Origin of the sequence: Pseudomonas fluorescens group sp. (assembly GCF_020093335.1) — a bacterium.
GTDB classification, from domain to species: domain Bacteria; phylum Pseudomonadota; class Gammaproteobacteria; order Pseudomonadales; family Pseudomonadaceae; genus Aquipseudomonas; species Aquipseudomonas petroselini.
Map to the genome: position 1 here is coordinate 34,348 of NZ_JAIOKW010000035.1, position 24,332 is coordinate 58,679.

At 62.7% G+C, this 24,332-nt stretch carries 25 protein-coding genes; 10 read left to right on the top strand and 15 right to left on the bottom strand.

Going from position 1 to position 24,332, the window contains the following annotated elements; translation table 11 throughout:
• The first annotated feature begins 40 nt into the window (after positions 1-40).
• Both K7431_RS24980 and K7431_RS24985 read left to right on the top strand, forming a co-directional pair.
• Positions 41-1,117, top strand: a complete 1,077-nt coding sequence (locus K7431_RS24980; RefSeq protein WP_015884806.1) for an aldo/keto reductase — start codon at positions 41-43, stop codon at positions 1,115-1,117.
• An 88-nt stretch (positions 1,118-1,205) separates the two neighbouring features.
• The gene (locus K7431_RS24985; protein WP_015884807.1) at positions 1,206-1,448 is read left to right on the top strand and encodes a hypothetical protein; all 243 of its coding nucleotides are present in this window, start codon (positions 1,206-1,208) and stop codon (positions 1,446-1,448) included.
• A gap of 105 nt (positions 1,449-1,553) precedes the next feature.
• Here the strand turns inward: K7431_RS24985 and K7431_RS24990 are convergent, their stop codons facing one another.
• The 12 genes from K7431_RS24990 to nac form a co-directional block, all read right to left on the bottom strand.
• Positions 1,554-2,387, bottom strand: coding sequence for an ABC transporter substrate-binding protein (locus K7431_RS24990; RefSeq protein ID WP_015884808.1), 834 nt, complete (start codon positions 2,385-2,387; stop codon positions 1,554-1,556).
• A 59-nt stretch (positions 2,388-2,446) separates the two neighbouring features.
• Complete coding sequence (locus K7431_RS24995) at positions 2,447-3,175, bottom strand: amino acid ABC transporter ATP-binding protein (protein WP_173390410.1); 729 nt, start codon at positions 3,173-3,175, stop codon at positions 2,447-2,449.
• A 23-nt stretch (positions 3,176-3,198) separates the two neighbouring features.
• On the bottom strand, positions 3,199-3,942 hold the full coding sequence (locus K7431_RS25000) for an amino acid ABC transporter permease (protein ID WP_015884810.1): 744 nt from the start codon (positions 3,940-3,942) through the stop codon (positions 3,199-3,201).
• Positions 3,943-3,948: 6 nt separating this feature from the next.
• Complete coding sequence (locus K7431_RS25005) at positions 3,949-4,650, bottom strand: amino acid ABC transporter permease (RefSeq protein ID WP_015884811.1); 702 nt, start codon at positions 4,648-4,650, stop codon at positions 3,949-3,951.
• A 110-nt stretch (positions 4,651-4,760) separates the two neighbouring features.
• Complete coding sequence (locus K7431_RS25010; protein ID WP_015884812.1) at positions 4,761-5,513, bottom strand: SDR family oxidoreductase; 753 nt, start codon at positions 5,511-5,513, stop codon at positions 4,761-4,763.
• Between the two features lie 94 nt (positions 5,514-5,607).
• Positions 5,608-6,381 (bottom strand): LamB/YcsF family protein, encoded by a 774-nt coding sequence (locus K7431_RS25015; protein WP_015884813.1) that lies wholly within the window; start codon positions 6,379-6,381, stop codon positions 5,608-5,610.
• Positions 6,378-6,770 carry a biotin/lipoyl-containing protein gene (locus K7431_RS25020; protein WP_015884814.1) on the bottom strand — a complete coding sequence of 131 codons (393 nt, stop codon included), beginning with the start codon at positions 6,768-6,770 and terminating at the stop codon, positions 6,378-6,380. The genes K7431_RS25015 and K7431_RS25020 overlap by 4 nt, the downstream gene beginning before the upstream one ends.
• Positions 6,767-7,741: a biotin-dependent carboxyltransferase family protein gene (locus tag K7431_RS25025; RefSeq protein ID WP_015884815.1), complete on the bottom strand. Its 975-nt coding sequence runs from the start codon at positions 7,739-7,741 to the stop codon at positions 6,767-6,769. Before K7431_RS25025 ends, K7431_RS25020 begins: the two co-directional genes overlap by 4 nt.
• Complete coding sequence (gene pxpB, locus K7431_RS25030) at positions 7,738-8,394, bottom strand: 5-oxoprolinase subunit PxpB (RefSeq protein WP_015884816.1); 657 nt, start codon at positions 8,392-8,394, stop codon at positions 7,738-7,740. The genes K7431_RS25025 and pxpB overlap by 4 nt, the downstream gene beginning before the upstream one ends.
• Positions 8,391-9,743: an acetyl-CoA carboxylase biotin carboxylase subunit gene (accC, locus tag K7431_RS25035; protein ID WP_015884817.1), complete on the bottom strand. Its 1,353-nt coding sequence runs from the start codon at positions 9,741-9,743 to the stop codon at positions 8,391-8,393. Before accC ends, pxpB begins: the two co-directional genes overlap by 4 nt.
• Before the next feature lie 33 nt (positions 9,744-9,776).
• On the bottom strand, positions 9,777-10,190 hold the full coding sequence (locus K7431_RS25040; RefSeq protein WP_015884818.1) for an acetyl-CoA carboxylase biotin carboxyl carrier protein: 414 nt from the start codon (positions 10,188-10,190) through the stop codon (positions 9,777-9,779).
• Between the two features lie 114 nt (positions 10,191-10,304).
• Entirely contained in the window at positions 10,305-11,210 is a 906-nt protein-coding gene (nac, locus tag K7431_RS25045) for a nitrogen assimilation transcriptional regulator NAC (RefSeq protein WP_015884819.1), read from the bottom strand.
• Between the two features lie 634 nt (positions 11,211-11,844).
• On the opposite strand from nac, the gene K7431_RS25050 reads away from it, so the two are divergent.
• From K7431_RS25050 to K7431_RS25080, 7 genes are all read left to right on the top strand, one after another.
• A complete protein-coding gene (locus K7431_RS25050; RefSeq protein WP_015884820.1) occupies positions 11,845-13,053 on the top strand; it encodes an aspartate transaminase in 1,209 nt (402 codons plus the stop codon).
• Positions 13,054-13,062: 9 nt separating this feature from the next.
• Positions 13,063-14,613, top strand: coding sequence for an MFS transporter (locus K7431_RS25055; RefSeq protein WP_015884821.1), 1,551 nt, complete (start codon positions 13,063-13,065; stop codon positions 14,611-14,613).
• Positions 14,614-14,675: 62 nt separating this feature from the next.
• A complete protein-coding gene (locus K7431_RS25060; RefSeq protein ID WP_015884822.1) occupies positions 14,676-16,007 on the top strand; it encodes an OprD family porin in 1,332 nt (443 codons plus the stop codon).
• A 154-nt stretch (positions 16,008-16,161) separates the two neighbouring features.
• Entirely contained in the window at positions 16,162-16,983 is an 822-nt protein-coding gene (locus K7431_RS25065; RefSeq protein ID WP_043205596.1) for a 5'-nucleotidase, lipoprotein e(P4) family, read from the top strand.
• Positions 16,984-17,086: 103 nt separating this feature from the next.
• Positions 17,087-17,905, top strand: a complete 819-nt coding sequence (locus K7431_RS25070) for a transporter substrate-binding domain-containing protein (protein ID WP_043205598.1) — start codon at positions 17,087-17,089, stop codon at positions 17,903-17,905.
• Positions 17,902-18,732, top strand: coding sequence for an amino acid ABC transporter permease (locus K7431_RS25075; RefSeq protein ID WP_015884825.1), 831 nt, complete (start codon positions 17,902-17,904; stop codon positions 18,730-18,732). The genes K7431_RS25070 and K7431_RS25075 overlap by 4 nt, the downstream gene beginning before the upstream one ends.
• Positions 18,733-18,768: 36 nt before the next feature.
• Entirely contained in the window at positions 18,769-20,142 is a 1,374-nt protein-coding gene (locus tag K7431_RS25080; RefSeq protein ID WP_043205600.1) for an LLM class flavin-dependent oxidoreductase, read from the top strand.
• Positions 20,143-20,265: 123 nt separating this feature from the next.
• Here the strand turns inward: K7431_RS25080 and K7431_RS25085 are convergent, their stop codons facing one another.
• The 3 genes from K7431_RS25085 to gabT are packed head-to-tail and all read right to left on the bottom strand — an operon-like array spanning position 20,266 to position 22,785.
• On the bottom strand, positions 20,266-20,754 hold the full coding sequence (locus K7431_RS25085) for an Lrp/AsnC family transcriptional regulator (RefSeq protein ID WP_003174918.1): 489 nt from the start codon (positions 20,752-20,754) through the stop codon (positions 20,266-20,268).
• A 45-nt stretch (positions 20,755-20,799) separates the two neighbouring features.
• Positions 20,800-21,444, bottom strand: coding sequence for a hypothetical protein (locus K7431_RS25090; RefSeq protein ID WP_015884827.1), 645 nt, complete (start codon positions 21,442-21,444; stop codon positions 20,800-20,802).
• 48 nt (positions 21,445-21,492) lie between these two features.
• Positions 21,493-22,785, bottom strand: a complete 1,293-nt coding sequence (gabT, locus tag K7431_RS25095) for a 4-aminobutyrate--2-oxoglutarate transaminase (RefSeq protein WP_043205603.1) — start codon at positions 22,783-22,785, stop codon at positions 21,493-21,495.
• 195 nt (positions 22,786-22,980) lie between these two features.
• Between gabT and K7431_RS25100 the strand changes: the two genes are divergently transcribed.
• Positions 22,981-23,907, top strand: coding sequence for a 2-hydroxyacid dehydrogenase (locus tag K7431_RS25100; protein WP_015884829.1), 927 nt, complete (start codon positions 22,981-22,983; stop codon positions 23,905-23,907).
• Positions 23,908-24,332 lie beyond the last annotated feature (425 nt).

Sequence of the window (24,332 nt, forward strand, 5' to 3'; positions counted from 1 at the left end):
TCGTTCACACCTTCACGTGCAACGTTAAGTAGGAGGCGACATGCAATACCGACAACTGGGTCATTCCGGCCTGCTGGTGTCCGAAATCATCCTGGGCACCGTGCCTTTTGGCGGTCGCGCCGAATTTGAGCAGTGCGGCGCGGTGGACGTGCCCCAGGCCAAGCGCATGTTCGACATCGCGTTCGACGCGGGTGTGAACATGGTCGACACCGCCGACCTCTACTCCCACGGCCTGGCCGAAGAAGTGGTCGGCAACGCCTTGGGCGCCAAGCGCAACGATATCCTGCTGGCCACAAAGGGCCGCAGCCCCGTGGACAACAACCCGAACAATTCCGGCTCATCGCGCTACCACCTGATTCGCGCCTGCGAAGCCAGTTTGAAACGCCTGGGCACCGACCATATCGATCTCTACCAACTGCACAATTGGGACGGCATGACGCCCATCGAGGAAACCCTCGAAGCGCTGCGGCTGCTGGTGGGCTCGGGCAAGATCCGCTACTTCGGCACCAGTAATTTCACCGCCTGGCAAATGATGAAAACCCTGGGTAAGGCTGAGCTGCACGGCATGCTCAAACCCATCACCCAGCAGATCTACTACACCCCGGAATCCCGCGAGGCCGAATACGAATTACTGCCCCTGGCACTGGACCAATCAGTGGGCACGCTGGTGTGGGGACCGATGGGCGAAGGGCTGCTGACCGGCTCCACTCGACGCGGGCACCCCGCGCCGGCCAACACCCGCCAGGGCAGCGGCTGGCCGGAACCCTACGTGCATGACCAGGAGCGCGCGCTGGACATCATCGAAACCCTCGCCGCCGTCGGTGATGAGCATGGCGTCTCGGTCGCGCGCACGTGCCTGGCGTGGCTCAAGGACCGGCCGGGGATCACCTCGCTGATCGTCGGCGCCCGCACCGAAGCACACTTGCACGATAACCTCGCCGCGACTGAACTGAAGCTGACCGAGGAACAGTCTTCGCGTATCGAAGCCGTGACGCGGCGCCAGCCGTTGTACCCGTACTGGCATCGCTTTACCGCCGGGATTGATCGTTTTGATCCCGCGGAACAGCCGTTTTTGGCCGAGCACCAGAAGACCCTGGATGCGCGCAAGGACAAATAAGCCCTGAACACCGCCACTCAACCTGCGGGAGGGGGCTTGCTCCATCCCCCATTGGGTCCGAGTACAGCCACAACAAAGGAGCCTGCCCTTGATCGCCCAAATCATGATCGCCGCCCTCGGCGTTGTCGCCATCTGGTTCAGCCAGAGCAAACGCCTGAAGGTGCGCCGCTACGCCTGCCTGTTCGGCATGGCCGGCCAGCCGTTCTGGTTCTGGTCGTCGATCAATGCCGAGCAATGGGGCATCGTGTTGCTGAGCTGCTTCTACACCGTGGCGTGGGCCAAGGGCATCAAGACCCATTGGATTGATCGCCAGCCGGACGCGCAGCTATGAAGTGGGCACAGGGCGTGGGCAATGGTCAGCTGGGGTATGACACGTATCAGCAAACGCCAGACTGAACCAACAGCGTGCAGGCAAACGCCCGCACGCTCACCCCGCTTACGGTAACGGTTCGAACTTCAACGCACTCAAGCTCTGCACCTTGTCCTCGCGCACCATCTTGTACTCGGTGTTCGGGCCGATCCAGCGGTCCCAGATCGCGTCAATCTCCCCGGCCTTCTCCATCGCCATCAACGACTCATTCACCTTGGCCAGAAACGCCGGTTCGTCGCGACGCATGCCCGCACCAATCGGTTCCAGGGCCATCGGCTCTTTGGCCAACGCCAGTTCAACGCCGCCGGCCTTGGCCTGGTTGACCAGTTTGAGGGCGGTCATGGTGTTGGTGACCAGGCCCACTACCTTGTTCTGTTGCAGGGCCATGTAGGCCGAGCCGGTGTCCTGGAAGGTCACCGGGGTAGCGCCGGCGAGGCGGATCGATTGCTCGGACGTCGAGCCCTTGGTGGAGCTGATGCGCTTGTCCTTGAAGAAGCTTTTCGGCTGGTCGGCATTCGCCGCGCGCACCACCAGGGTTTCCTTGGCGATGTAGTACGGGTCGCTGAACTGGATTTGCTCGGCACGGGTCTTGGTGTACGCCAGGTTGGCGAAGATCACATCGACGCGGCCCATTTTCACTTCGGGAATGCGCGCTTCAACCGACAGCGGCTTGAGTTCCAGGGCCACGCCCATGGTCTTGGCCAGGGCCTTGCACAGGTCGACGTCCATGCCTACCAGCTCGCGGGTCTTTGGGTCTGGCGCGGAGAATGGCGGCACGTCGGCGTACACTCCGCAGCTCAGGGATTGCTTGGCCATGATGTCGCTCAATTGGTCGGCCTGCGCGATGGCAACCGCCAGTGGACCCAACGCCAGCGCAGTAAACAGATGCTTCATACCCATGGGAAATCTCCAGTAAGTTGGACCAGCAAAAATGGCAGGGGGAGCAAAGCCGCCGCAGCTCAATGGGCCCGCAGGTCGGCGATAAAACGTTGCGCTCTCGGGTGCGAAGGCTGGGCGAAGAAGGCCTCGGGGCTGCTCTTTTCCAGAATCTGCCCCGCGTCCATGAACCAGATGGTGTCAGCCACTTCGCGGGCGAAGTTCATCTCGTGGGTCACGCACATCATGGTCATGCCGTCCTTGGCCAGGCCCTTCATCACGTTCAGCACTTCACCGACCATTTCCGGGTCGAGGGCACTGGTGGGCTCGTCGAACAGCATCACCGGCGGCTCCATCGCCAAGGCCCGGGCAATCGCCACGCGTTGTTGTTGGCCGCCGGACAACTGCGCCGGGTAGGCACCGGCCTTGTGGGCCAGGCCCACGCGGTCGAGCAGTTCCATGGCCTTCTGCTTGGCCGCCGCGCCCTTGAGGTTGCGCAGCTTGTTCGGTGCCAGGGTGATGTTTTCCAGCACGGACAGGTGCGGGAACAGGTTGAAGCTCTGGAACACAAACCCCACGCGGCTGCGCAGCCGGTTGACCTGGGCGTCGGTGCCGTGCACGTCCTGGCCATCGAACAGGATCTGGCCGGCCTGGATGTCTTCCAGGCGGTTGACCGTGCGGATCAAGGTCGACTTGCCTGAGCCCGAGGGGCCGCACAGCACCACCACCTCGCCGGGTTGCACCTCGGCGGTGATGTCGGTGAGCGCCTGGTACTCGCCGTACCATTTATTGATTTTCGAAAACATGATCATTGGATGCATGAGCGCAGCCCTCTTCAATTATCGGTGGCCAGCAACGGATCGCCCGGCACGGTTTGCCCGCCGTCGCCCAGGCGCTTGCGCGCAATGCGCTGCTCCACCCAACCGGCCAGGCGGGTCAGGCCGAAACACAGCAGGTAGTAGATGATCGCCAGGATGAAAAACACCTGGAACGGCTTGGTCAGCAGCTGGTTGTTGACCTGGTTGGCGGCAAAGGTCACTTCCTGCACGTTGATCACGTAGCCCAGGGAGGTTTCCTTGATGATCGAGATGAACTGGCTGATCAGGCTCGGCAGCGCGTTGTACAACGCCTGGGGCAGGATCACCCACACGGTGGTACGCACGTAGCCCAGGCCCAGGGCGCGGGACGCTTCGTATTGCCCGGCCGGCAATGCCTGGATGCCGCCGCGAATGATTTCGCACAGGTAGGCGCTCTGGTAGATCACCAGGGTGCAAAGCATGGTCATGAAGCCGGTGATGTTATGGCCGATCAGCAACGGCACCAGGAAGTAAGTCCAGAAGATCACCATCAGCAACGGAATACCGCGCAGCACGTAGACCCACACCGTGGCAAGCAGGTACAGGCCCTTCCACGGCGATACCCGCGCCAAGGCCAGGAGCAGCCCGAACGGGAACGCCAGCAGCAACGCCAACGCCGCCAGGATCAGGGTACTCGCCAGCCCCCCCAGCGGGCCGTGGGGGTATTGGCCGATAAGGAACAGCGTCCAGTTCTGTTGCACGATCGAAAACATATCGAACATCGTCGTCTACCTCGCCAGGGCTTTGCTGAAGTGCCGGGCGAGCAATGCCCCGGCGCCCATCAGCAGCAGTGAAAACACCAGGTAGAACACCGTGGCGACCAGGTACGACTCGAAGGTGCGGAACGTGTAGTTCTCCACTTCGCGGCTGGCGTAGGTCAGTTCCACAACCCCGATGGCCATCGCCAGGCTGGTGTTCTTGAACAGCAGCACCGTGTGGTTGATCAGCGAAGGCAGGCAGTTGCGCACACCTTGCGGCAGAATCACGTAGCGCATCGAACGTACGTAACCCAGGCCCAGGGCCCTGGACGCTTCGGTCTGCCCGGCGGGAATGGCGCGCAGGCCACTGCGGATGTCTTCACAGAAATACGCGGCCTGGCACAGGCCCAGGGCGATCACCGAGAACAGGTATTCGGTGTTGTGGTTGGCAAGCCACAGTTGCGCGGATTCACTGAGCAGCGTCGGCACGCCGAAGTACCACAGCATCAGTTGCACCAGGGTCGGCACATTACGGTGGTACGACACGTACCCCGCCACCAGGCGGTCAGCCAGCTTATTACCGGTCAGGCGTACGGTGACCAGTGTCAACGCCAGCACCATTGCCAGCAGCCAGGCGAACAACGCCAGCTGCAAGGTCATTTCGATGCCCTTGACGATCAGCTCGGCATATTCGCCTTGCAGAATCGCGGCCAAATCGAAGTCTTGCTTCATGGTCAATCCCTATCGGCATTGGGCTAGGGCAGGAATCAAATCACCCGGCATGGCCGTGGCGGGGGTGCAGCGATGACGGATCGGTCCGTTCTTTTGAAAGTAGCGGGTGTTCAGCCCTGATAGTCCTGGGGCCGTGCGGTGGAGAGCCCGCCCGGCACTTGCAGGGTCGGGGTGATTTCCATATGCCCGATGTTCACTGCAATCGGCGCAGCAATCGCAAAGGCGATCGCGTTGGCGATGTCTTGTGCCTGGGGCAATTCAAAGCCCTCGACAAAGCGTTTGTAGGTCTCTTCGGAGTCGCCGTGCACATGCGCAAAGATGTCGGTAGCGACCCGGCCCGGGCAGATCTCGGTGACGCGCACGCGCTTGCCGAACGCGTCGATACGCAATTGGCGCGAGAGCATGCTCACCGCCGCCTTGGTCGCGTGATACGTCGAGTTGCCGCCAAAGTTGTAGGCCGCTGCAATCGAACTGATGTTGATGATGTGCCCGCAATCGCGCTCGACCATCCCCGGCAATGCCAGGCGTGCCAGGTGCAGCACGGCGCGCAGGTTGACGTCGATCAGCAGGTCGATGCCCGCGGCGTCGGCCTTGAGCAAGGAGCCAGGTTTGTCGACGCCAGCGTTGTTCACCAGGATGTCGAAGCGGTGTTCGGCGAACAGCGTGGTCAGCCCGGCGAGGTCGGTCACGTCGATGGCGTGGGCGATGCAGCCGGTCCTGGCCGCCAGTTCCTGCAACTTGTCGGCGCTACGAGCCAGGGCATGCACCTGCACGCCTTCCTGGCATAGGCGCTCGACAACGGCAGCGCCGATACCTGAGGAAGCCCCGGTGACCAGCGCGGTTTGGTAGTCGGAAAATGGCATGGGGGTGGTCCTTGTGCGACGGGTTATGGTTCGACTCTATCCAGCGTTCGGACGCTGGACCAAGACGCAATGGTTGTGTGGCAATAAGGCCTGCTTATGACGCCGCCAACAGCTGGGAAATCGGTGTAATGCACCCGCCCATCCGCTCGATTTCCTCGCGCAGGGTGCGTGCCAGTTCGACCGCGCCGGGGGTGTCGCCGTGCAGCAGGATTGAATGGGCCGGCACCCGCAGCACCTTGCCGCTGAGGGCTGTCACCGTGCCCTCCTCCAGCAACTGGCGCACCCGACGCAGCACGGCCGTCGGTTCCTTGATCACTGAGCCCTCGACCTTGCGCGGCACCAGCAGGCAGTCATCGTCATAGGCGCGGTCGGCGAGAAAGGTGGTCGCGACGCGCAGACCGCACTTCTCGGCCGCGCCCTCGATGGCTCGGCTGCTGGAAGAGCTGATGATCAGCGTCGGGTCAAAGGCCGCCACCGCCCGCACCAGCGGCTCGGCCAGCGCGGTATCGGCCGCGACCATGTTGCCCAGGGCGCCATGGAAGCTCATGTGGGTCATGCGATGGCCGTTCACTGCGGCCATCCCGGCGAGCGCGCCGAGCTGGTAGATCACGTACGTGGCGAGCTCCTTGATCTCGATGTTCATCTGCCGACGGCCAAAGCCCATCAAGTCCGGGAAGCCCACGTGGGCGCCCAGGTCGATGCCACCGGCTTTGGCCAGGTGCACCGTGTTGTGCATGATCAGCGGGTCGCCGGCGTGGAAACCGCAGGCGACGTTGGCCGATGAAATCAGGCGCATCAATGCGTCGTCCTCGCCCATGCGCCACGGGCCGAAGCCCTCGCCCAGGTCGGCGTTCAAATCGATCTTCATACTGGGTTCTCCATACCGAGGAACGCTTCGCCATAACCGACGTGGGTGCCGCAGGGCACACGTACATCGACCACGCGTGCGGCCTGGGGGCTGCGCAATGGCAACAGCAACTCCCCGACTTGCAGCAGTGCGACCAACTGGCCGGCGCTGAGCTGATCACCCACCGCGACGAACGGCTCGCTGAGTTCGGGATGGGTGAGCAGCAAGCGGCCCAGGCCCGTGGTGCGCAGCACGTTGTCCTCAACCGCGACGGCCGCAGGCGCAGCCACAGTGACGGCCGGGGCACCGCGCTTGAGCGTCAAGTGCACACCGGGGCGGCTCATCTCGGCGCCGGCCAAGTGGTGTTCCTTGAGCCACAGCGCCAGTTGGCGAATGTCCGAAAGGGTCATGCGTTTACTCCTTCACGGTGCAGTGCCACCAGGCGGCTGACTTCGCGCAGGTAACGGCGGTTGGTGTCCAGGGCTTCGACGGCTTCCAGATAGCTGCACTCGATAAAGCGCACCTTGCTGCCAATGGGCGCCTGGCCCAGGCGCCACAGGTCGGCCTCGATCACACTGCCGAACTTGGGGTAGCCGCCACTCGGCTGGGCATCGCGCATCTGGATAATCGGTTGGCCACCGTGGGGCACCTGGATCACGCCCGGCACGATGCCATGGGAACGAATTTCCATCGGTGCGACAGGCAGCAGCGGCTCGCCTTCCAGCCGGTAGCCGTAGCGATTGCTCTGGGTCGTGACCTTCCACTCACCTGCCCAGAACGCGGCGCGAGACGCAGGCTGAAAACGCTCGTACTCGGCAGCAGGCAACACGCGCATCGCGGGCACCCCATCGACCTGCAGCGGCAAGGCCAGGCTCGGTGCCAACACGCCAAAATCCAGCGCCAACGGGCTGATCCCTGGGCGCATCGCTCCCAGCCGATCACCTTGTTGCAGCGCACGGCCGTCCAGGCCGCCAAACTCACCGCGCAACTGGGTACTGCGTGAACCGAGCACGGCCGGCACATCCACACCGCCTGCCAGGCATAAGTAAGCGCGGCTGCCGGAGGTGGGGTAGCCCAGGCTCAGCACCTGGCCTTCGCGGCCTTGGTACACCCAGTTCGGTGGCAGCGGCTGGCCGTCCAACGTGGTGTCGCAAGCGGCGCCGGTCACGGCGAACGCGCAGTCCTGCAGCAGGCGTACTTCAAACGGAAACAGTGGTATTTCAATCGCGGCAGCGTCTTCGGGGTTGCCCAGCAACAGGTTGCCCAAGGCCAGGGCCAAGTGGTCCATGGCGCCCGACGTGCCCACGCCGTAACCCAGGCTGCCGAAGCGGCCGAAGTCCTGCACGGTGGCCAGGGCGGTGGCCGATAGAATCTCGATCATCGAATGATCCTCTCGATGCGCAAGCGCAGGAAATCCCCCGGCCGCAAGATGGCCGGCGGGGTTTGGGCCGGGTCGAAAAACGCCATCTCGGTGCGGCCGATGGTGTTCCAGCCGCTGGGGCCGGCCGAGGCGGACACCCCGGTCTGCACACCCCCGATGGACACCGAGCCCGCGCCGATATTCAGCACCGGCACCTGCCGCCGTGGCGTGGCCAGGCGTGGGTCCATGCCGCCGAGGTAGCAGTAACCGGGGTGGCTGCCCAGGGCATACACCGGGTACAGCGGTTCGCAATGCAGGTTGGCGATGGTCTCGATATCCAGCCCGGTGTGGGCGATCACGTCCGCCATGTGCGGGCCGAACTCGCCGCCATACACCACCGGCAACTCGACGATGCGCCCTTCCAGGGGCAACGGCTGGCTCTGTTCCCAGGCCTCCAGCAGGCGTTGGTATAACCCGTTGAGTTCACGCGGCGGCGTGAGAAAGGTGAGCATCAAGTTGTTCATGCCGGGCACGGCTTCGTGGATCTCGGGCCATCCGCCGGCTTGCAGGGCCAGGCGCCAGATACGCTGCTGCGGCGCCAAGTCGAGTTCGCCCGGGGCCTCGAAAAGCAACGCGCTGGAGCCCAGCAGGCTGATGACAGGGGCAGTGCTCATGTGGAACTCCTTTGCTGCAACCAGCGCTCCAAGTGATGAATGTCGACGCCGCCAGCGCAGAACGCCGGGTCGTCGAGAATGTCGCGGTGCAGCGCGATGTTGGTGCTGATGCCCTCCACGCGCATCTCGCTCAGGGCCAGGCGCATGCGCGCCATGGCTTCTTCACGCGTGGCGCCATGGGTGATGACCTTGGCCACCATCGAGTCGTAATACGGCGGCACGCGATAGCCGGTGGTGACATGTGAGTCGACCCGCACGCCAAAGCCGCCGGGCACTTCCCAGCGCTGGATCAGGCCAGGCGTGGGCATAAAGGTGATCGGGTCTTCGGCGTTGATGCGGCACTCCAGGGAGTGGCCGTTCAGTTGTACGTCTTCCTGGCGCACGCTCAACACTTCTCCGCGCGCCATGCGCAGTTGCTGTTGCACGATATCGATGCCGGTGGTCATCTCGGTGACCGGGTGCTCCACCTGCAGGCGCGTATTCATTTCGATAAAAAAGAACTCGCCGTCCTCGTACAGAAACTCGAAGGTGCCTACGCCTCGATAGCCGATCCGGCGGCAAGCCTCGGCGCAGCGTTCGCCAACCTTGGCGATCAACGCCGGATCAATGCCCGGTGCCGGCGCTTCTTCCAACACCTTCTGGTGGCGACGTTGCAGCGAACAGTCGCGGCAACCCAGCCAGATCGCGTGGCCATGGGCATCACACAGCACCTGGATTTCCACGTGCCGGGGGTGGCCGAGGAATTTCTCGATATAGAGTTCAGGGTTGCCGAAGGCCAGTCGCGCTTCTTCACGGGTGAGGCCGATGGCGGCCAGCAAGTCGGCCTCGGCCTGCACCACGCGCATGCCGCGACCACCGCCACCGCCGGCCGCCTTGACGATCACCGGGTAGCCGATTTCAGCGGCAATCGCGAGGATGCTGGCGTCGTCGGTCGGCATTGTCGAGTCCGGCCCCGGCACGCAGGGCACACCGGCTTCGCGCATCGCCCGTTTGGCCGCCACCTTGTCACCCATGGTGCGAATGCACGCGGCGCTCGGGCCGATAAAGGTCAGGCCCGCCGCTTCGATACGCTCGGCAAACCCGGCGTTTTCCGACAGGAACCCATAACCGGGGTGGATCGCCTGGGCGCCGCTGACCTTGGCGGCAAACAGCAACGCCGTCTGGTTCAGGTAGCTCAGGCCGGGCGCGGCTGGGCCGATGCACAGCGATTCATCGGCGTTTTGCACATACTGCGCCTGGCGGTCCGCTTCGGAGTGCACCGCCACGGTCTTGATGCCCAGGCCATGACAGGCACGCTGAATGCGCAGGGCGATTTCGCCACGGTTGGCGATCAGCACTTTGTCGAACATTGAATTCACCTGAATTACGAATACGCGTGAGGGTCAACCCAGGCGGAACAAGGCCTGGCCGGCTTCGACTTCAACCCCGCCCTGGGCCAGGATCTCGAGGACTTTACCGGCAGCCTTGGCCTTGACCGGATGGAACATCTTCATTGCCTCAATCACCGCCACGGTCTGGCCGGCTTCGATGACTTGCCCTACCGCTACAAACGGCGCTTCACCGACGGCGGGCGTCAGGTGCAGCACGCCGTAGAGGCTGGCCTTGATGTCCACGGCCGCCGTTGGCTGTATCGGTGTCGCTGCCGGCGCTGCAACCGCCGTCGGCACGACGCTGACGGCCACCTCACCGGGCTGTTTGAACAGCCGCAACGTGCTGTCGCCTTCGGTGAGGCTCAGCTCCAGCAAATCGGACTCGGCCAGCAATTCCATCAACCCCTTGATACGTGCTGAATCCATGTATGGCCCCTGCCTGTCGAGCGTGTCTTGAGTGGATGGGCCCAATCTACCGAGCCCCTCGAAAAGCGGCCAAGACGCTTTGGCTTTGGGGTGATAAGCCGACCTTATGACCCTTCAAATCAGACTGCCACGCATCTGCGCCACCAGTTCCAGCAAGATCGCCTTGACCGCCTGGGCCGGCACCGACAACGGCAAATGCCCCGACAGGCACAGCGCCAGCGGCGCCTCCACCTGGGGCTCGACGATGCGGCACATATGCACCGACGTCGCGGCCACCATCACCCGCGCCGACGACTCCGGCAGGATGGTCGAACCGAAATGATCGGCCACGGCGGCGGTGAGGGTGGTAGACGACTCGATCTCGGCCACCACCCGCGCACTGAGGCCGATACGCAGAAAGGCTTCATCCACCAGCCGGCGCATGACGTTGTAGGGACGCGGCAGCAGCATGTCCATGTCCGCCAGTTCGGCCAGCGGGATGTCTTCACGGGTAGCAATGGCCGGGTCGGCACTCACCAGGTACAGCGGCTCGCGCAACAGCGAGACAAAACTCAAGCCATGCACCTCGCGACCACCGTAGAGCACCGCCATGTCCATGCGGCCGTTCATGATCAGCTCACTCAAGGTGGTGCCGAAGTTCTCATTGAGATACAGCAGGATGCCGGGATGCCGCTCGCGCACCGTGCGCAGCAACGGCAACGACAGCGCCGAAGCGGCAGTTCCCGGCGCAAGCCCCACCGACACCTGCCCGGACAACGCCTGGCCGGTGGCGTTGATATCGCTCTGCGCCTGTTCGCACTGGCGCAGAATGATCTGCGCATGGCCATAGAGCACCTTGCCCGCCTCCGTCGGCGTGACGCCACGCTTGGTGCGAATCAACAACTGTTGCTGCAACTCCGCTTCCAGCGTCGCCAACTGCTGACTCAACGCCGGTTGCGCCACGTGCAGCACATCGGCAGCCTGGGTCATGCTGCCGATGTCGACCAGTTTCACGAAATACTTCAATCGACGCAGGTTCAAAATGGCGATGCCCTTGTGCTGGAGGTGGACGTTTTTTGCTTGTTTCTGCTCTGCTTTTGCTCTGCTTTTGATCTTGATCTCAAGCGCCCCGTCAACCACGCTGGCCGAACGCAGGCTTGAATCCGTGGGTAACCCGGCAGGACGCCGGGTTAGCCGTCCTGGGCCACGGATGGCCCATGACGGCGGCCCACGGATTCAAGCCGGAGTGAGGGCATGCCGAGCCTAGGCGAGGCACCGAGTGGTGGGGCGAAGCGTTTTTGGTTACTTTTGGCGCTCTTCCAAAAGTGACCCGCTGTAAGAGCGGAACCCTAAGCCGCCGTTACCGCAGCAACGGATATGCACACCGCCCGACCGCCCCACAGCCCCGCCTTCGCAGACAAGCCAGCTCACACAGAGACCTGCGATGTTTTGCAAAACCCAGGCCACTCCCCACAACCAGCCATAAGCCTTCGCTATGACTCCCCCAAAATCCCCCTCCCAGGCACCCACGCGGCGCACCCAGGGCTGGACGCACCCATTCAGTGCGCGCCCAGCCATAAGCACTTCCTATCAAACCAGAACAAACTCATCTTATGACCCGCTCCCCCACCCCTCGTACTGTGGCCCCTGTCAACGCCATCAACGAGGAACGCCCGTGACTGCCTCCCGCATCGCCGCCCGTGTGCAACGCATCAAACCATCGCCCAGCAGCGCCGCGTCCGACCGCGCCAACGAGCTGCGACGCCAAGGCCAGTCCATCATCAACCTGGTGGTAGGCGAACCGGACTTCGATACGCCCCCCCACATTCGCCAGGCCGCCAGCGCCGCCATCGAGCGCGGTGAAACCCGCTACACCCAGAACGCCGGCACCCCGGAACTGCGCCAGGCCATCGTCGACAAGCTGGCCCGCGAAAACGCCCTGACCTACACCCCCCAGCAAATACTGGTGACCAGCGGCGCCAAGAGCGCGATCTTCAATGCCTTCGCCGCCACCCTCGGCACGGGCGATGAGGTGTTGATCCCAGCACCGTACTGGGTGTCGTACCCGGACATGGTGCTGGCATGCGAAGGCGAGCCCGTCACCCTCGCCTGCCCCGAACACAACGGTTTCAAACTGACCCCGGAACAACTGCGCGGCGCCATCACCCCCCGCACCCGCTGGCTGCTGCTCAATTCGCCGAGCAACCCCACCGGCGCCAGCTACAGCCGCAGCGAATTGCGTGCCCTGGCCGATGTGCTGCTGGACTGTCCCCATGTGTTGCTGATGACCGATGACATCTACGAGCACATCCGTTTCGACGGCCTGGACAACCCGCACATCCTGGCCATCGAACCGGCCTTGAGCGAACGCAGCCTGGTGGTCAACGGTGTGTCCAAGACCTACGCCATGACCGGCTGGCGCATCGGTTACGCCGCTGGCCCCGCCGACCTGATCGGCGCCATGGCCACCCTGCAATCGCAGTCCACCAGCAATGCCTGCTCAATCAGCCAGGCGGCGGCGGTGGAAGCGCTCAACGGTGACCAGTCCTTCGTCAAGCAAAGCGTGCAGGTCTACCAGCAACGCCGCGACCGCTGCCTGGAGTTGCTCAATGCGATTCCCGGCCTGAGCTGCCGCAAGCCGGATGGCGCGTTCTACCTGTATGTGAACTGCGGTGGCCTGCTGGGTAAAACCACGCCCGAGGGCAAGGTCCTGGACAGCGATGGCGAGGTGGTGATGTACCTGCTGGAAAGCCAGGGCGTGGCGGTGGTGGCGGGCACGGCGTATGGGCTGGCGCCGTTTTTCCGCATGTCGATCGCGACTGCGATCACCACCCTCGACCAGGGCTGCGCGCGTATTGCTGCCGCCGTCGCCGCGTTGCGCTGAGGAGCGACGATGACCGTGGCAGCCCACCCTCCCCTGAGTTTCCAGCAAGCCTTGCTGGCCATGCTCGGCATCTCCCTGGTGCTGATGCTTTCGGCACTGGACCAGACCGTGATCGGCAATGCCTTGCCGAGCATCATCGCCGAGCTTGATGGTTTTGAACTCTATGCGTGGGTGGCCACCGGTTATCTGTTGGCGTCCATCGTCACTATCCCGATTTTTGGTCGGTTGGGTGATTACTACGGGCGCAAGCCGTTCGTGCTCGCCGCCACGCTGATTTTCACCCTGGCGTCCCTGGCCTGCGCCGTGGCCAACGACATGCTGGTGTTGGTGATTGGCCGCGCCCTGCAAGGGGTAGGCGGCGGCATGCTGATCGGCACCGCGTTCGCCTGTATCCCCGAATTGTTTCCCGATACCCGCCAACGTCTGCGCTGGCAGATGCTGCTGAGTGCGCTGTTCAGCGTGGTCAATGCCATCGGTCCGGGCCTGGGTGGTTACCTGACCGGAGCCTTCGGCTGGCGTTCAGTGTTTTACCTCAACCTGCCGCTGGGCTGCCTGGCGCTGCTGATCGCCTGGCGCTTTCTGCCCTGGTACCGCCCGCAACAGCGCAGCGGTATTCGCCTGGACTGGCCCGGCGCGCTGTTGATCGCCCTGGCCCTGGGCAGCCTGCAATTGTTTGTGGAATGGCTGGGGCATTCGAGCCTGGCGCTGAGCACCGCGTTGGGCCTGGGCTGCATCGCCGCGATCATCGCGTTGTGGCACTGGGAACGGCGCTGCCCCCATGCCCTGTTGCCTGCGGCACTGTTCAGCGTGCCGAGCCTGCGTGTGCTGTTCATCCTGTCGGTGGCCGCCGGTGCAATCATGTTTTCGCTGTTGTTCTACTTGCCGCTGTTGCTGCAAGGCGCCTATGGCTACTCGCCCCAGGACGCCGGCCTGTTGATCACACCGTTGGCGTTGAGCATCACCCTGGGGGCCATCGTCAACAGCCGGATCGTCACCCGCTTGCGCAACCCCAACCGCTTGCCGCTGGCGGGGTTTGTCGCGCTGTTGCTGGCGTGCCTGGGGCTGGCAGTGGTCGGGCGCGGGGCCTCGTTCAACCTGTTGCTCGGCTTGATCCTGCTGGCCGGCCTGGGGCTGGGCTTTATCCTGCTCAACCTCACGGTATTCACCCAGACGTTGGCCGAACGGCAGTTCCTGGGGATTGCCACCGCACTCACCCAGTCCCTGCGGTTGGTCGGCGGGCTGCTGGGCACGGCGGGCATGGGGGTGCTGGTCAACCTGCTGTACAGCGCCAACGTGCAGCGCGTGTTTCTCGCGGCGGACCACGCCGAGGGGATTGCCTTGTATGCCGACCCGCAAGCGCTGTTGCACTCATCCCTTGACGCCTCGCCCTGGCTGAACCTGGCCCGCGATGCGCTGGCCCAGTCGGTGGGCGTCGGCCTGTTGCTGTGCGCCGGGATCGGCGTACTCGCCCTGTTCATCCTGTACCGCTTGCCGCCGGTGCGACTGCATGTCGGGCCCGCCACCGTTGCTCCTGAAAAACCTGCTCCTGAAAACAAATAGAAAATTTCACTGCCGCTTTTGACTGCCCTCAAAAAAACCAAACACTTATGGGGATGACACCGATGGAGCTTTTCAATCGCGCACCTAAAGTAATCGCCGGCCTTTGCGGTCTGATGATCGCTCAGCAGGGCTACGCCGCCGGCCTGGTGGAAGACAGCAAACTCAACGTGCTGGCCCGCAACTTCTTCAGTAACGCCGATAACCGCAGCGGCGCGGCCGACCCCAACTACACCCAGGAATGGGGCCAGGGCTTTATCGCCAACTTTGAGTCGGGCTACACCCAGGGCACGGTGGGCTTCGGCGTCGACGCCATCGGCATGTTCGGTGTGCGCCTGGACTCCGGCAAGGGTCGCCACTACAACCCACAAAGCACCGCGTTTAACGGCAACGTATTCCCCACCGACAGCGATGGCCGCGCAGTGGACGAGTTCGGCAGCCTGGGCCTGACCGCCAAGGCGCGTTTTGCCAAGACCGAGCTCAAATACGGCACCCTGGTGCCGATGCTGCCGGTGGTGATGTCCACCGACCGCATGCTGCAACAGACTTTCAATGGCGGGCAGGTGCAGTCCAAGGACCTGGACCACTTCACCTTCACCCTCGGCCAACTGGAACACGTGAAGGGCCGTGGTTCGAGCGACCAGATGGGCATGTCGATCCCCGGCGCCAACAACGCGCGCACCGGTGAGTTCGTCAACAAGTTCTACTACGGCGGCGTCGACTACAAACCCACCAAAGACCTGACCTTGCAGTACTACTACGGCAACCTGCAGGACTTCTACAAACAGAACTTCCTGGGCCTCAAGTACGACTGGCAGATCGGCCCGGGCACCCTGCGCACTGACCTGCGCCACTTCGACAACCGCTCCGATGGCGCCAACGGCAACGACCCGGCGTTCTACACCTTCGGCTACTACGGCGACGGCGTGACCAAAGGCAAGGTCGACAGCCGCCTGAGCAGTGCCCAGTTCACTTACCTGGTCAACGGCCACACGATTGCCGCCGGCCTGCAACAAGTCAGCGGCGACAGCGATGCGGTGTGGTTGAACCAGGGTGATGGCTCCACTGCGTATTTCATGACCGAATCGATGATCGGCAAATTCCAGCGCGCCGGGGAAACCACCTGGCAGGTGCGTTACGGCTATGACTTCGCCACGGTCGGCGTACCGGGCCTGAGCTTTATGGGCATGTACGAAAGCGGCTCGAACATCCGTACCCCCACTGGTGATAAAAGCGAGTGGGAACGCAACCTGACGGTGAGCTACGTGATCCAGCAAGGGCCGCTGAAGAACCTGAGCATCGCCTTGCGCCATGCCTCATTGCGCACCGAAGTGACGACTCAGCGTGACAGCGATGAGCACCGGGTAATCGTCAGCTATCCGTTGAGTATTTTGTAAGGCGAAGCAAGGTGGTGTGCTTACGCAGAGCACATCACTCGCCTCCCATGCAGGTCGAATCTGGGCGCAGGCTGGAAACATCTCACAGCGTGGTGAATCAACGCCGGATTAGGCTAAGGTGCCGCTCATGCGTCCTTCCCTACGAGACCTCACCATGCGTAACCTGCTCTTCGCCAGCCTGTGCCTGCTGGCGGGCTGTCAACACACCCCGCCGGCCAACGACCAACTCGACGCCGTGCTCTGGACCCAGACCTCCATCGAGCACGAGCTGATCTACCGCCAACTGTTCGCCAACGCGACCCGCCAACTGGACGTGGCCCTGGCCGATCCCACCTGGGACGCCCTGCCCTTTCCCCCGCGCAACCTGAACGGGCTACCGCCGGCGCTGGTGGTGGATATCGACGAAACCCTGCTGGACAACGTACCGCTCAACGCCCGCGACGTGGTCAATAACCAAGTGTATTCCTATGACCGCTGGAACACCTGGGTCGATCAGGCCAAGGCCCAGGCGCTTCCCGGTTCCGTGGCGTTCCTGCAAGCGGCGCAGCAAAAAGGCATCAAGGTTTACTACCTGACCAATCGTGAACACAGCCAGGTCGCGGCCACCGTGAAAAACCTGCGGCTGCGCGGTTTCCCGATTGAGAGCAATGAACAAATACTCGCCGCCAGCACGCCCACCGGTCACTGTGAAAGCGCCGGCTATGGCAAGAACTGCCGCCGCCAGTGGGTCGCCAACCATGCCCGTGTGTTGTTGATGGCCGGCGACTCCCTCGGCGACTTCGTACAGGCCGAGCACAACAGCCTCGCGGCGCAACGCAAGGCCGTCGAGCCCTACGTGAACTGGTTGGGGCAACGCTGGTTCCTGCTGCCCAACCCGACCTATGGCAACTGGTACAGCGCGCCCTATGGGGATGATGAGAAGTTGCCGTTCGAGCAAAAGCGCCAACTCAAGCAGCGCGCACTGGACCTGCAGTAAATCGCAAAACATATAACTGAAAGCGCACTCGTCAGCACTTTAAATCATTAAACAGAAAGCATTTATCGCGTTTAAATATAAAAAACTCGCTTGGATGCTTTTTATGAACTTACGCACTGCTGCCGCCTTCAGCCTCACTTTCCTTCTGGCCAGCCCGGCCGTGTTCGCCGGGCAAACCCTGGACCGCATCACCCAATCCAAGCAGTTGGTCGGTGTGCTGATGGAGAACTACCCGCCTTTCTCTTTCCTCAACGAGCAAAACCAGCTGGATGGTTTTGACGTGGACGTGACCAAGGCCGTGGCCGACAGACTCGGCGTGAAATTGAAACTGGAAACCCCCTCCTGGGAAGTCATCGCCGCCGGGCGCTGGAATGGCCGCTATGACGTGTGCATCTGCTCCATGACCCCCAGCGCCGCCCGTGGCCAAGTCTTCAACTTCCCGTTCGAGTACTACGCCTCGCCCGCCGTAGTGGTGGTGAATGCCGACGACAACGCGATCAAATCGGCGGCCGACCTCAGCGGTAAAAAAGTCGGCGTGGTCAGCGCCTCCACCTACGAAGCCTACCTGGCCAAGGACTTGGTGATCGAAGGCGCGAGCAAGCCCATCGACTACCCGTTCAAGGCCGTACAGGCCGTGCCCTATGACAACGAAACCATCGCCTTCCAGGACCTCGCCCTGGGCACCGGCAAGCGCCTGGACGCGATGGTCACCAACCTGGTCACCGCCAAGGAACGCATCGACCACGACCCACGCTTCAAGATCACCGGCGATGCGCTGTACGCCGAGCCCAACGTGGTGGCCACCGAAAAAGGCGACCCGGCATGGGACGCCAAGCTGGCCCAAGTCCTGGCCGAGCTTAAAAGCGACGGCACGCTGGCGAAGATCTCGCAGAAATGGATCGGCTCAGACATCACCCAATGAGTGTTTTCCCAACCCCACCCGCCGTGGTGAAGCCGCCGCCGGTGAAACGCACGCTGTTGTCGTTCCGAGTACGCCTGTGGCTGACCTGGGGCGTGATGCTGTGCCTGTTCGCCGGGATGTTCCTGAGCTTCGACCTGAAGTTCGCCATCGTCGCCGACAAATGGCAGAACCTGGTGGGGCTGCACCTGTCGCCCCAGGGGTTTCTGCAAGGCGCGGCGCTGACGCTGTTTTTATGCTTCTGCTCGATCTGGCTGTCGCTGGCGCTGGGCTTCGCCACCGCCCTGGCGCGGTTGTCGAACAGCGCGGTGGCGTTCGGCATCGCCAGCTTCTACGCCTCGTTCTTTCGCGGCACGCCGCTGCTGATCCAGATCCTGCTGATTTACCTCGGCCTGCCCCAGTTGGGGGTGGTACCAGGCGCGATCAGCGCCGGGATCATTGCGTTGTCGTTGAACTACGGGGCGTACCTGAGCGAGATCTTTCGCGCCGGCATCCTCGGCGTGTCCCAAGGCCAACGTAACGCCGCATCCGCACTGGGCATGGGCCGGGCGGTGACGTTCTGGCAGATCGTACTGCCCCAGGCCATGCGCACCATTATTCCGCCGACCACCAGCCAGTTCATCTCGATGCTCAAGGACTCCTCGCTGGTCTCGGTGATGGGCGTGTGGGAGGTGATGTTCTTGGCGCAATCCTATGGCCGCTCGTCGTACCGCTACATCGAAATGCTCACCACCGCCGCCGTGATTTACTGGCTGCTGTCCATCGGCCTGGAACTGATCCAGGCCCGGCTGGAGCGGCACTACGGCAAGGCCTATCTCCACGGGCGATAGTCAGTCGCCCCATCTTTTTTATTGGCAGGAAGCACCATGTCCGATCCTACCCCGCTGTTATTCGGCCTCTACGAACAAGCCAGTGTCGGCTGCGGCGGCGCGCCCAGCCTGTGGACCCACCCGGCCGATGAAAGGCTGGGCATCAACACCCTCAAGTACTGGTCGAACCTGGCCCGCACGGCGGATGAAGCCCACCTGGACCTGATGTTTTTCGGCGATGTGCTGGGCTTTTACGATGTGTTCGGGGGCAACGAGGCTGCGGCCTTGAAATGGGCGGTGGAGGCCCCCGCCAATGACCCGCTGACGATCATTCCAGCCTTGGTGGCCCTCACCGAAAAACTCGCCTTCGGCGTCACCGTCACCACCACCTACGAGCACCCGTTTACCCATGCCCGACGTTTCAGCACCCTGGATCACCTGTCGGACGGGCGCATCGGCTGGAACATCGTCACCTCCTACCTCTCCAGCGCCGCGCGTAACTTCGGCCTGGAACAGATGATCAAGCACGACGACCGCTACGAACGCGCCGAGGAGTTTCTCGACGTGGTCTACAAACTGTGGGAAGGCAGCTGGGCCGATGACGCAGTGCTCGCCGACAAGCTGGCGCATACCTATGCCGACGGTTCACGGGTACGGCCGATCCAGCATGCCGGGGAACATTACCGGGTGGCCGGCCCGCACCTCACCTCGCCGTCGCCGCAGCGTACGCCTTTGCTGATCCAGGCGGGCTGGTCGGCGCGGGGTCGGCAGTTCGCGGCCAAGCATGCGGAGTTGGTATTTATCGCCAAGTCCAACCCACTGGAAATCCGCCAGGGCCTGGAAGACATCTGGCGCCAGGCCGAAGCCCGTGGCCGCCAGGCCGCCGATGTGAAATCACTCACCGTGCTGCGCATCGTCACCGCCCCCACCGCCATCGAAGCGCAGAAAAAATACGACAGCCTGCAAAGCAACTATCACCTGCAAGCACAACTGGTGAGCTACGCCGGCGACACCGGCATCGACATCAGCCGCTACGCCGACAACGAAGCACTGTCGACCCACACCGAAGGCATGACCTCCTACGTGATGAAACCCGATGGCAGCGGCAAGCCCCTGACCGCCGGCGAAGTACGCCAGCGCTTTGCCAACGTCACCCGAGGCAGCGACCTGATCCTGGTCGGCACCCCGGAACACATCGCGGACAAGATCGAAGAACACGCGCGCATTTCCGGCACCAGCGGCTACATGCTCAACCCACTGATCAGCCCCGGCTCCCTGAATGACTTTGTCGAACTGATCATCCCCGCCCTGCAAAAGCGCGGCCTGTACCGCACCACCGCGCAAAGCGGCACACTGCGCTCGCGCCTGAGCGCCGACGGCAGCGATCGCCTGCCAAGCTCAGCTCATGGCGCCTCGTTCAGGTTTGCCTAGCGTTTGCTTTGCTTTTGATCTTGATCTCAAGCGCCCCATCAAACACGCAGGCCAAACGCAGGCTTCCACATTTGAATGGGGTTTACACACGATCAAGCAAGGTCACCTGATCGGCAGGCAACCTCAATGCCGCAGCAACTTGCGCAACGGCACACCATCCTTGAGCACCGGCGACTTGATCACGATGTAACTGAAATACTTGGAAATCCCAATATTCTTATCCAACAGACTTTCAACCACCTCTTGATAGTGCTGAATGCTGCGGGTCATAAAACGTACCAGGTAATCGTAGCCACCGCTGATCAGGTGGCACTCCAACACTTCATCCACCAAACGGATATTGGATTCAAACTTGGCGAAATCTTCGCGCTTGTGGTCGCTGAGGGTAATCTCGGTAAATACCGTGACCGAATCGGTGATCTTGGCGAGGTTCAAATGCGCCTTGTAGCTGGAAATATACCCGGCCGACTCCAACCGCTTGACCCGTTGCAGGCACGGGCTGGCAGACAGGCCCACGGCGTCGGCGAGGCTGACATTGGTCATCCGGCCGTCCTTCTGCAATTCAACCAGAATGCTGATGTCGATCCGGTCCAGCTTTACGAGCCCTTCCATTGCGTACCTCTTGACTGCCATTTTTAAGACAATCTTCTAGCAAAATCAGCGCCGTAAAGACAGCTGATGCTGCGCCACCAGATCCGCCATGCTGTTGATGCAGTAGTCCGCCGCACAGGGCGAAGGCTGCCGCGCCCGGTGGCGGCCGATCAAACAACGGTCCAGCGCCGCGTGTGCAGCGACCGACGGTCGCGTGACATGCAGCACCGGTTGCAGCTGCGCGCCTTGATCCGTGAGCCATTGCGGGTCTTCGGCCAGGGAAATGAAATCTTCCGGTGCAATCCCCAATCGCTCGCACAACCCCCCACGATCCTCGGCGTCGCGGTCGCCGCGCACCAGCAGGCGATAAAACTTGCGCAGGTACAGCATCGCCCCCGGCGCATCCTCGAACAACGACCAATTGCCCGCCGAACGGGCGAAGCTCATGCCCTCCTCCCAACTGGCGTGCAGACCCCAGGCCTCCGCGAGTTGGCGATGGGCGAAACACAACACACCACTGAAGCCTAGCTCAGCGAAGCGCGGGTAGAGTTTGGCCACCACCGCATTGAACTCGGCCAGCACCTGCTCCCTGGACGGCTGCCCGCCCCGGCTGTCGAGCAACGGCTGCAGCGCCGCCCACACCCCGGAATCGCGATCCACCAGCACTTCATCGCAATCGATCAGCAACGCTCGATAATCTGTCAGCCCCATGGTGGGTCAAGCCTCCTTTGATGCGTTTCGCCCCGAGCGGGCACAGCCTCAGTTCAAGACCCGTGCCAACGCGGCGTCGAGAATCTGCAGCGCTTCGTCAACCTGGGCCTCGGTGGTCACCAGCGGTGCGAGGAAGCGCAGCACGTTGCGGTGCACGCCGCACTTGATGACCAGCAAACCGCCGGCACGGGCCTCATCGATGACCCGTTGATTGAGGTCGGCATCCGGGGTACGCGCCGCGTCATCCTTGATCAACTCGATGGCCAGCATAAAGCCGGTGCCGCGCACGTCGCCGATGTTCGGGTAGCGCGCCTGCAAGCCGAGCAAGCCGTGGCGCAGGCGCTCGGCCAGCACTTGGCTGCGGGCCAACAAGTGTTCGTCTTCGAATGCCGTGATCACCGCCAATGCTGCCGCGCAGGCCAGCGCGTTGCCGCCGTAAGTGCCACCCAGCCCGCCGGGCAGGGGTGCGTCCATGATCTGCGCCTTGCCGACCACACCGGACAACGGCAGGCCACCGGCCAGGCTCTTGGCCACGGTGACCAAATCGGGCTGGATGCCGGCGTGCTGGAAACCGAACCAGGTGCCGGTGCGACCGAAGCCGGTCTGGATCTCGTCAAGAATCAGCACGATGCCGTGCTTGTCTGCCAAGGCACGCAGCGCCTGCAGGAACGCCGGCGGCGCGGTCAGGAAACCACCGTCGCCCTGCACCGGCTCAATGATGATTGCCGCCACACGCTCCGGCGCCACCTGGGTGGCCAGCAACTCATCAAGGGCCTTGAGCGCGACCTCGCTGGTCACCCCGCGATACGCGTTCGGATAGGGGGTATGAAACACTTCCGGCGCAAATGGCCCGAAGTTCTGTTTGTAGGGTTGGCTCATGCCGGTGAGCGTGGTGCCGAGCAACGTGCGGCCGTGGAAGCCACCACGAAAAGCAATCACCGCCGAACGATTGGTGTGGGCGCGGGCGATCTTCACCGCATTTTCCACCGCCTCGGCGCCGGAGGTGAAGAACGCCGCTTTATAGGCCTCCTGACCGCCGATCATTTCGCACAGGCGCTGGGCCAGGTCGAGATAAGGCTGGTACGCCACCACCTGGAAGCAGGCGTGGGACACCTTCTGCAATTGGGCCTGCACGGCGGCGACCACCTTGGGGTGGTTGTGACCAATGTTGAGCACGCCGATACCGCCGACAAAATCCAGGTAACGCTTGCCATCCACGTCCCACAACTCGGCGCCCTGGGCGCGGTCGATCACCAGCGGGTGCGCGGTAACCAGCCCACGGGGCACGAACTGCTCGCGCTGACGGAGCAAATGAGGGGTTTCGTCGACTTTGCTATTCATGGCATTTCCCATCGTGAGTCCGGCAACCTGGAGGTGGTTGCGATGCTGTCCAGATTACGGTGTGCCCACAACGAACTCAGCCGAACTTGGCCCGTGAGAAATTCGGATCGACTGTTTTGGCCCTGCCTTTCAACAGATCCTGCGCCAGGCTTTGGGCGATGATAATCGCTACCTTCATCCAGCAGGAAAACACCCATGGCCTTGCTCTACAAAGCTGACCCGGTGCGCGGCCGACACTGGCAGGCACTCTTCGCCGAACACGCACCGGACATCGAATGGCGCGCCTGGCCGGACATCGGCAACCCCGAAGACGTCGAGTACCTCGCCGCCTGGCAGGCACCGGAAGATCTGGCGCAGGTGCTGCCCAACCTGAAAGTGTTGTTCGCGTTGTCGGCCGGGGTCGATCAGCTCGACCTTTCCCGTTTGCCACCGCAACTGCCCGTGGTGCGCCTGCTGGACCCTGGCATCACCCGTGGCATGTGCGAATACGCCAGTTGGGCGGTGCTCAGCCTGCACCGGGACATGTTGCGCTACCGCCAGCAGCAGGTTGCACGGTGCTGGCAGGCGCATCTGTTACAGCCGGCTGCGCATCGACGCGTGGGGGTGATGGGGTTGGGTGCCCAGGCTCAGCAGATTTTGGCGACGTTGGCGCCGTTGGGTTTTGCGTTGTCGGGCTGGGCGCGCAGTGCACACCGGGTGCCGGGGGTGGCGTGTTATGCGGGGGAAGCGCAACTGCCGGCGTTTCTCAGCCAGTGCGATATTGTGCTGTGTGTGCTGCCGTTGACGGAACAGACCCAAGGGATTCTGGATCGGCGGCTGTTTGCGCAACTGCCTTGGGGAGCGGCGCTGATCAATATGGGGCGCGGGGGGCATTTGGTGGAAGAGGATTTGTTGGAGGCGCTGGGGAGTGGGCAGTTGAGTGGCGCGGTGCTGGATGTGCTGCGGGAGGAGCCGGCGGCGGCGGATCATCCGTTTTGGGGGCATCCGCAGGTGTTGTTGACGCCGCATATTGCGGCGATGACGCAGCCGGAGAGTGCGTTTGGGGTGTTGCTGGAGAATATTCGGCGGTTTGAGCGGGGGGAAGAGATGGTGGGTGAGGTGGATCGGGGGCGGGGGTATTGATTGGGTACCTATCCGTGGTTGAGTACATATCCGTTGTTTGGGTAACGGCTGCTATGGGTTCCGCCCTTACGGCGGGTCACTTTGGAAAAGAGCCCCAAAGTAACCAAAAGGCTCTTGCCCCAACACTCGGCACCTCGCTTAAGCTCGGTGTGCCCTCACTCCGGCTTGAATCCGTGGGCCGCCGTCATGGGCCATCCTTGGCCCAGGACGGCTAACCCGGCGTCCTGCCGGGTTACCCACGGATTCAAGCCTGCGTTCGGCCAGCATGTTTAACGGGGCGCCTAAGATCAAGATCAAAAGCCAGATCAAAAGCAGGGCAAAAGCAGGCTGATATCTACCTGATGTATGCAGTTCAAACTGTGGGAGGGGGCTTGCCCCCGATGGCAGTGTGACAGCCACAGATGCATCAACTGACACACCGCCAT

What these genes read in the sequence shown, in the direction of transcription:
- K7431_RS24980 (WP_015884806.1), top strand. Translation starts at nt 41, where the DNA reads ATGCAATACCGACAACTGGGTCATTCCGGCCTGCTGGTGTCCGAAATC.
- K7431_RS24990 (WP_015884808.1), bottom strand. Translation starts at nt 2,387, where the DNA reads ATGGGTATGAAGCATCTGTTTACTGCGCTGGCGTTGGGTCCACTGGCG.
- K7431_RS24995 (WP_173390410.1), bottom strand. Translation starts at nt 3,175, where the DNA reads ATGATCATGTTTTCGAAAATCAATAAATGGTACGGCGAGTACCAGGCG.
- K7431_RS25000 (WP_015884810.1), bottom strand. Translation starts at nt 3,942, where the DNA reads ATGTTCGATATGTTTTCGATCGTGCAACAGAACTGGACGCTGTTCCTT.
- K7431_RS25005 (WP_015884811.1), bottom strand. Translation starts at nt 4,650, where the DNA reads ATGAAGCAAGACTTCGATTTGGCCGCGATTCTGCAAGGCGAATATGCC.
- K7431_RS25010 (WP_015884812.1), bottom strand. Translation starts at nt 5,513, where the DNA reads ATGCCATTTTCCGACTACCAAACCGCGCTGGTCACCGGGGCTTCCTCA.
- K7431_RS25015 (WP_015884813.1), bottom strand. Translation starts at nt 6,381, where the DNA reads ATGAAGATCGATTTGAACGCCGACCTGGGCGAGGGCTTCGGCCCGTGG.
- K7431_RS25020 (WP_015884814.1), bottom strand. Translation starts at nt 6,770, where the DNA reads ATGACCCTTTCGGACATTCGCCAACTGGCGCTGTGGCTCAAGGAACAC.
- K7431_RS25025 (WP_015884815.1), bottom strand. Translation starts at nt 7,741, where the DNA reads ATGATCGAGATTCTATCGGCCACCGCCCTGGCCACCGTGCAGGACTTC.
- pxpB (WP_015884816.1), bottom strand. Translation starts at nt 8,394, where the DNA reads ATGAGCACTGCCCCTGTCATCAGCCTGCTGGGCTCCAGCGCGTTGCTT.
- accC (WP_015884817.1), bottom strand. Translation starts at nt 9,743, where the DNA reads ATGTTCGACAAAGTGCTGATCGCCAACCGTGGCGAAATCGCCCTGCGC.
- K7431_RS25040 (WP_015884818.1), bottom strand. Translation starts at nt 10,190, where the DNA reads ATGGATTCAGCACGTATCAAGGGGTTGATGGAATTGCTGGCCGAGTCC.
- K7431_RS25055 (WP_015884821.1), top strand. Translation starts at nt 13,063, where the DNA reads ATGACCGTGGCAGCCCACCCTCCCCTGAGTTTCCAGCAAGCCTTGCTG.
- K7431_RS25060 (WP_015884822.1), top strand. Translation starts at nt 14,676, where the DNA reads ATGGAGCTTTTCAATCGCGCACCTAAAGTAATCGCCGGCCTTTGCGGT.
- K7431_RS25065 (WP_043205596.1), top strand. Translation starts at nt 16,162, where the DNA reads ATGCGTAACCTGCTCTTCGCCAGCCTGTGCCTGCTGGCGGGCTGTCAA.
- K7431_RS25070 (WP_043205598.1), top strand. Translation starts at nt 17,087, where the DNA reads ATGAACTTACGCACTGCTGCCGCCTTCAGCCTCACTTTCCTTCTGGCC.
- K7431_RS25075 (WP_015884825.1), top strand. Translation starts at nt 17,902, where the DNA reads ATGAGTGTTTTCCCAACCCCACCCGCCGTGGTGAAGCCGCCGCCGGTG.
- K7431_RS25080 (WP_043205600.1), top strand. Translation starts at nt 18,769, where the DNA reads ATGTCCGATCCTACCCCGCTGTTATTCGGCCTCTACGAACAAGCCAGT.
- K7431_RS25085 (WP_003174918.1), bottom strand. Translation starts at nt 20,754, where the DNA reads ATGGAAGGGCTCGTAAAGCTGGACCGGATCGACATCAGCATTCTGGTT.
- K7431_RS25090 (WP_015884827.1), bottom strand. Translation starts at nt 21,444, where the DNA reads ATGGGGCTGACAGATTATCGAGCGTTGCTGATCGATTGCGATGAAGTG.
- gabT (WP_043205603.1), bottom strand. Translation starts at nt 22,785, where the DNA reads ATGAATAGCAAAGTCGACGAAACCCCTCATTTGCTCCGTCAGCGCGAG.
- K7431_RS25100 (WP_015884829.1), top strand. Translation starts at nt 22,981, where the DNA reads ATGGCCTTGCTCTACAAAGCTGACCCGGTGCGCGGCCGACACTGGCAG.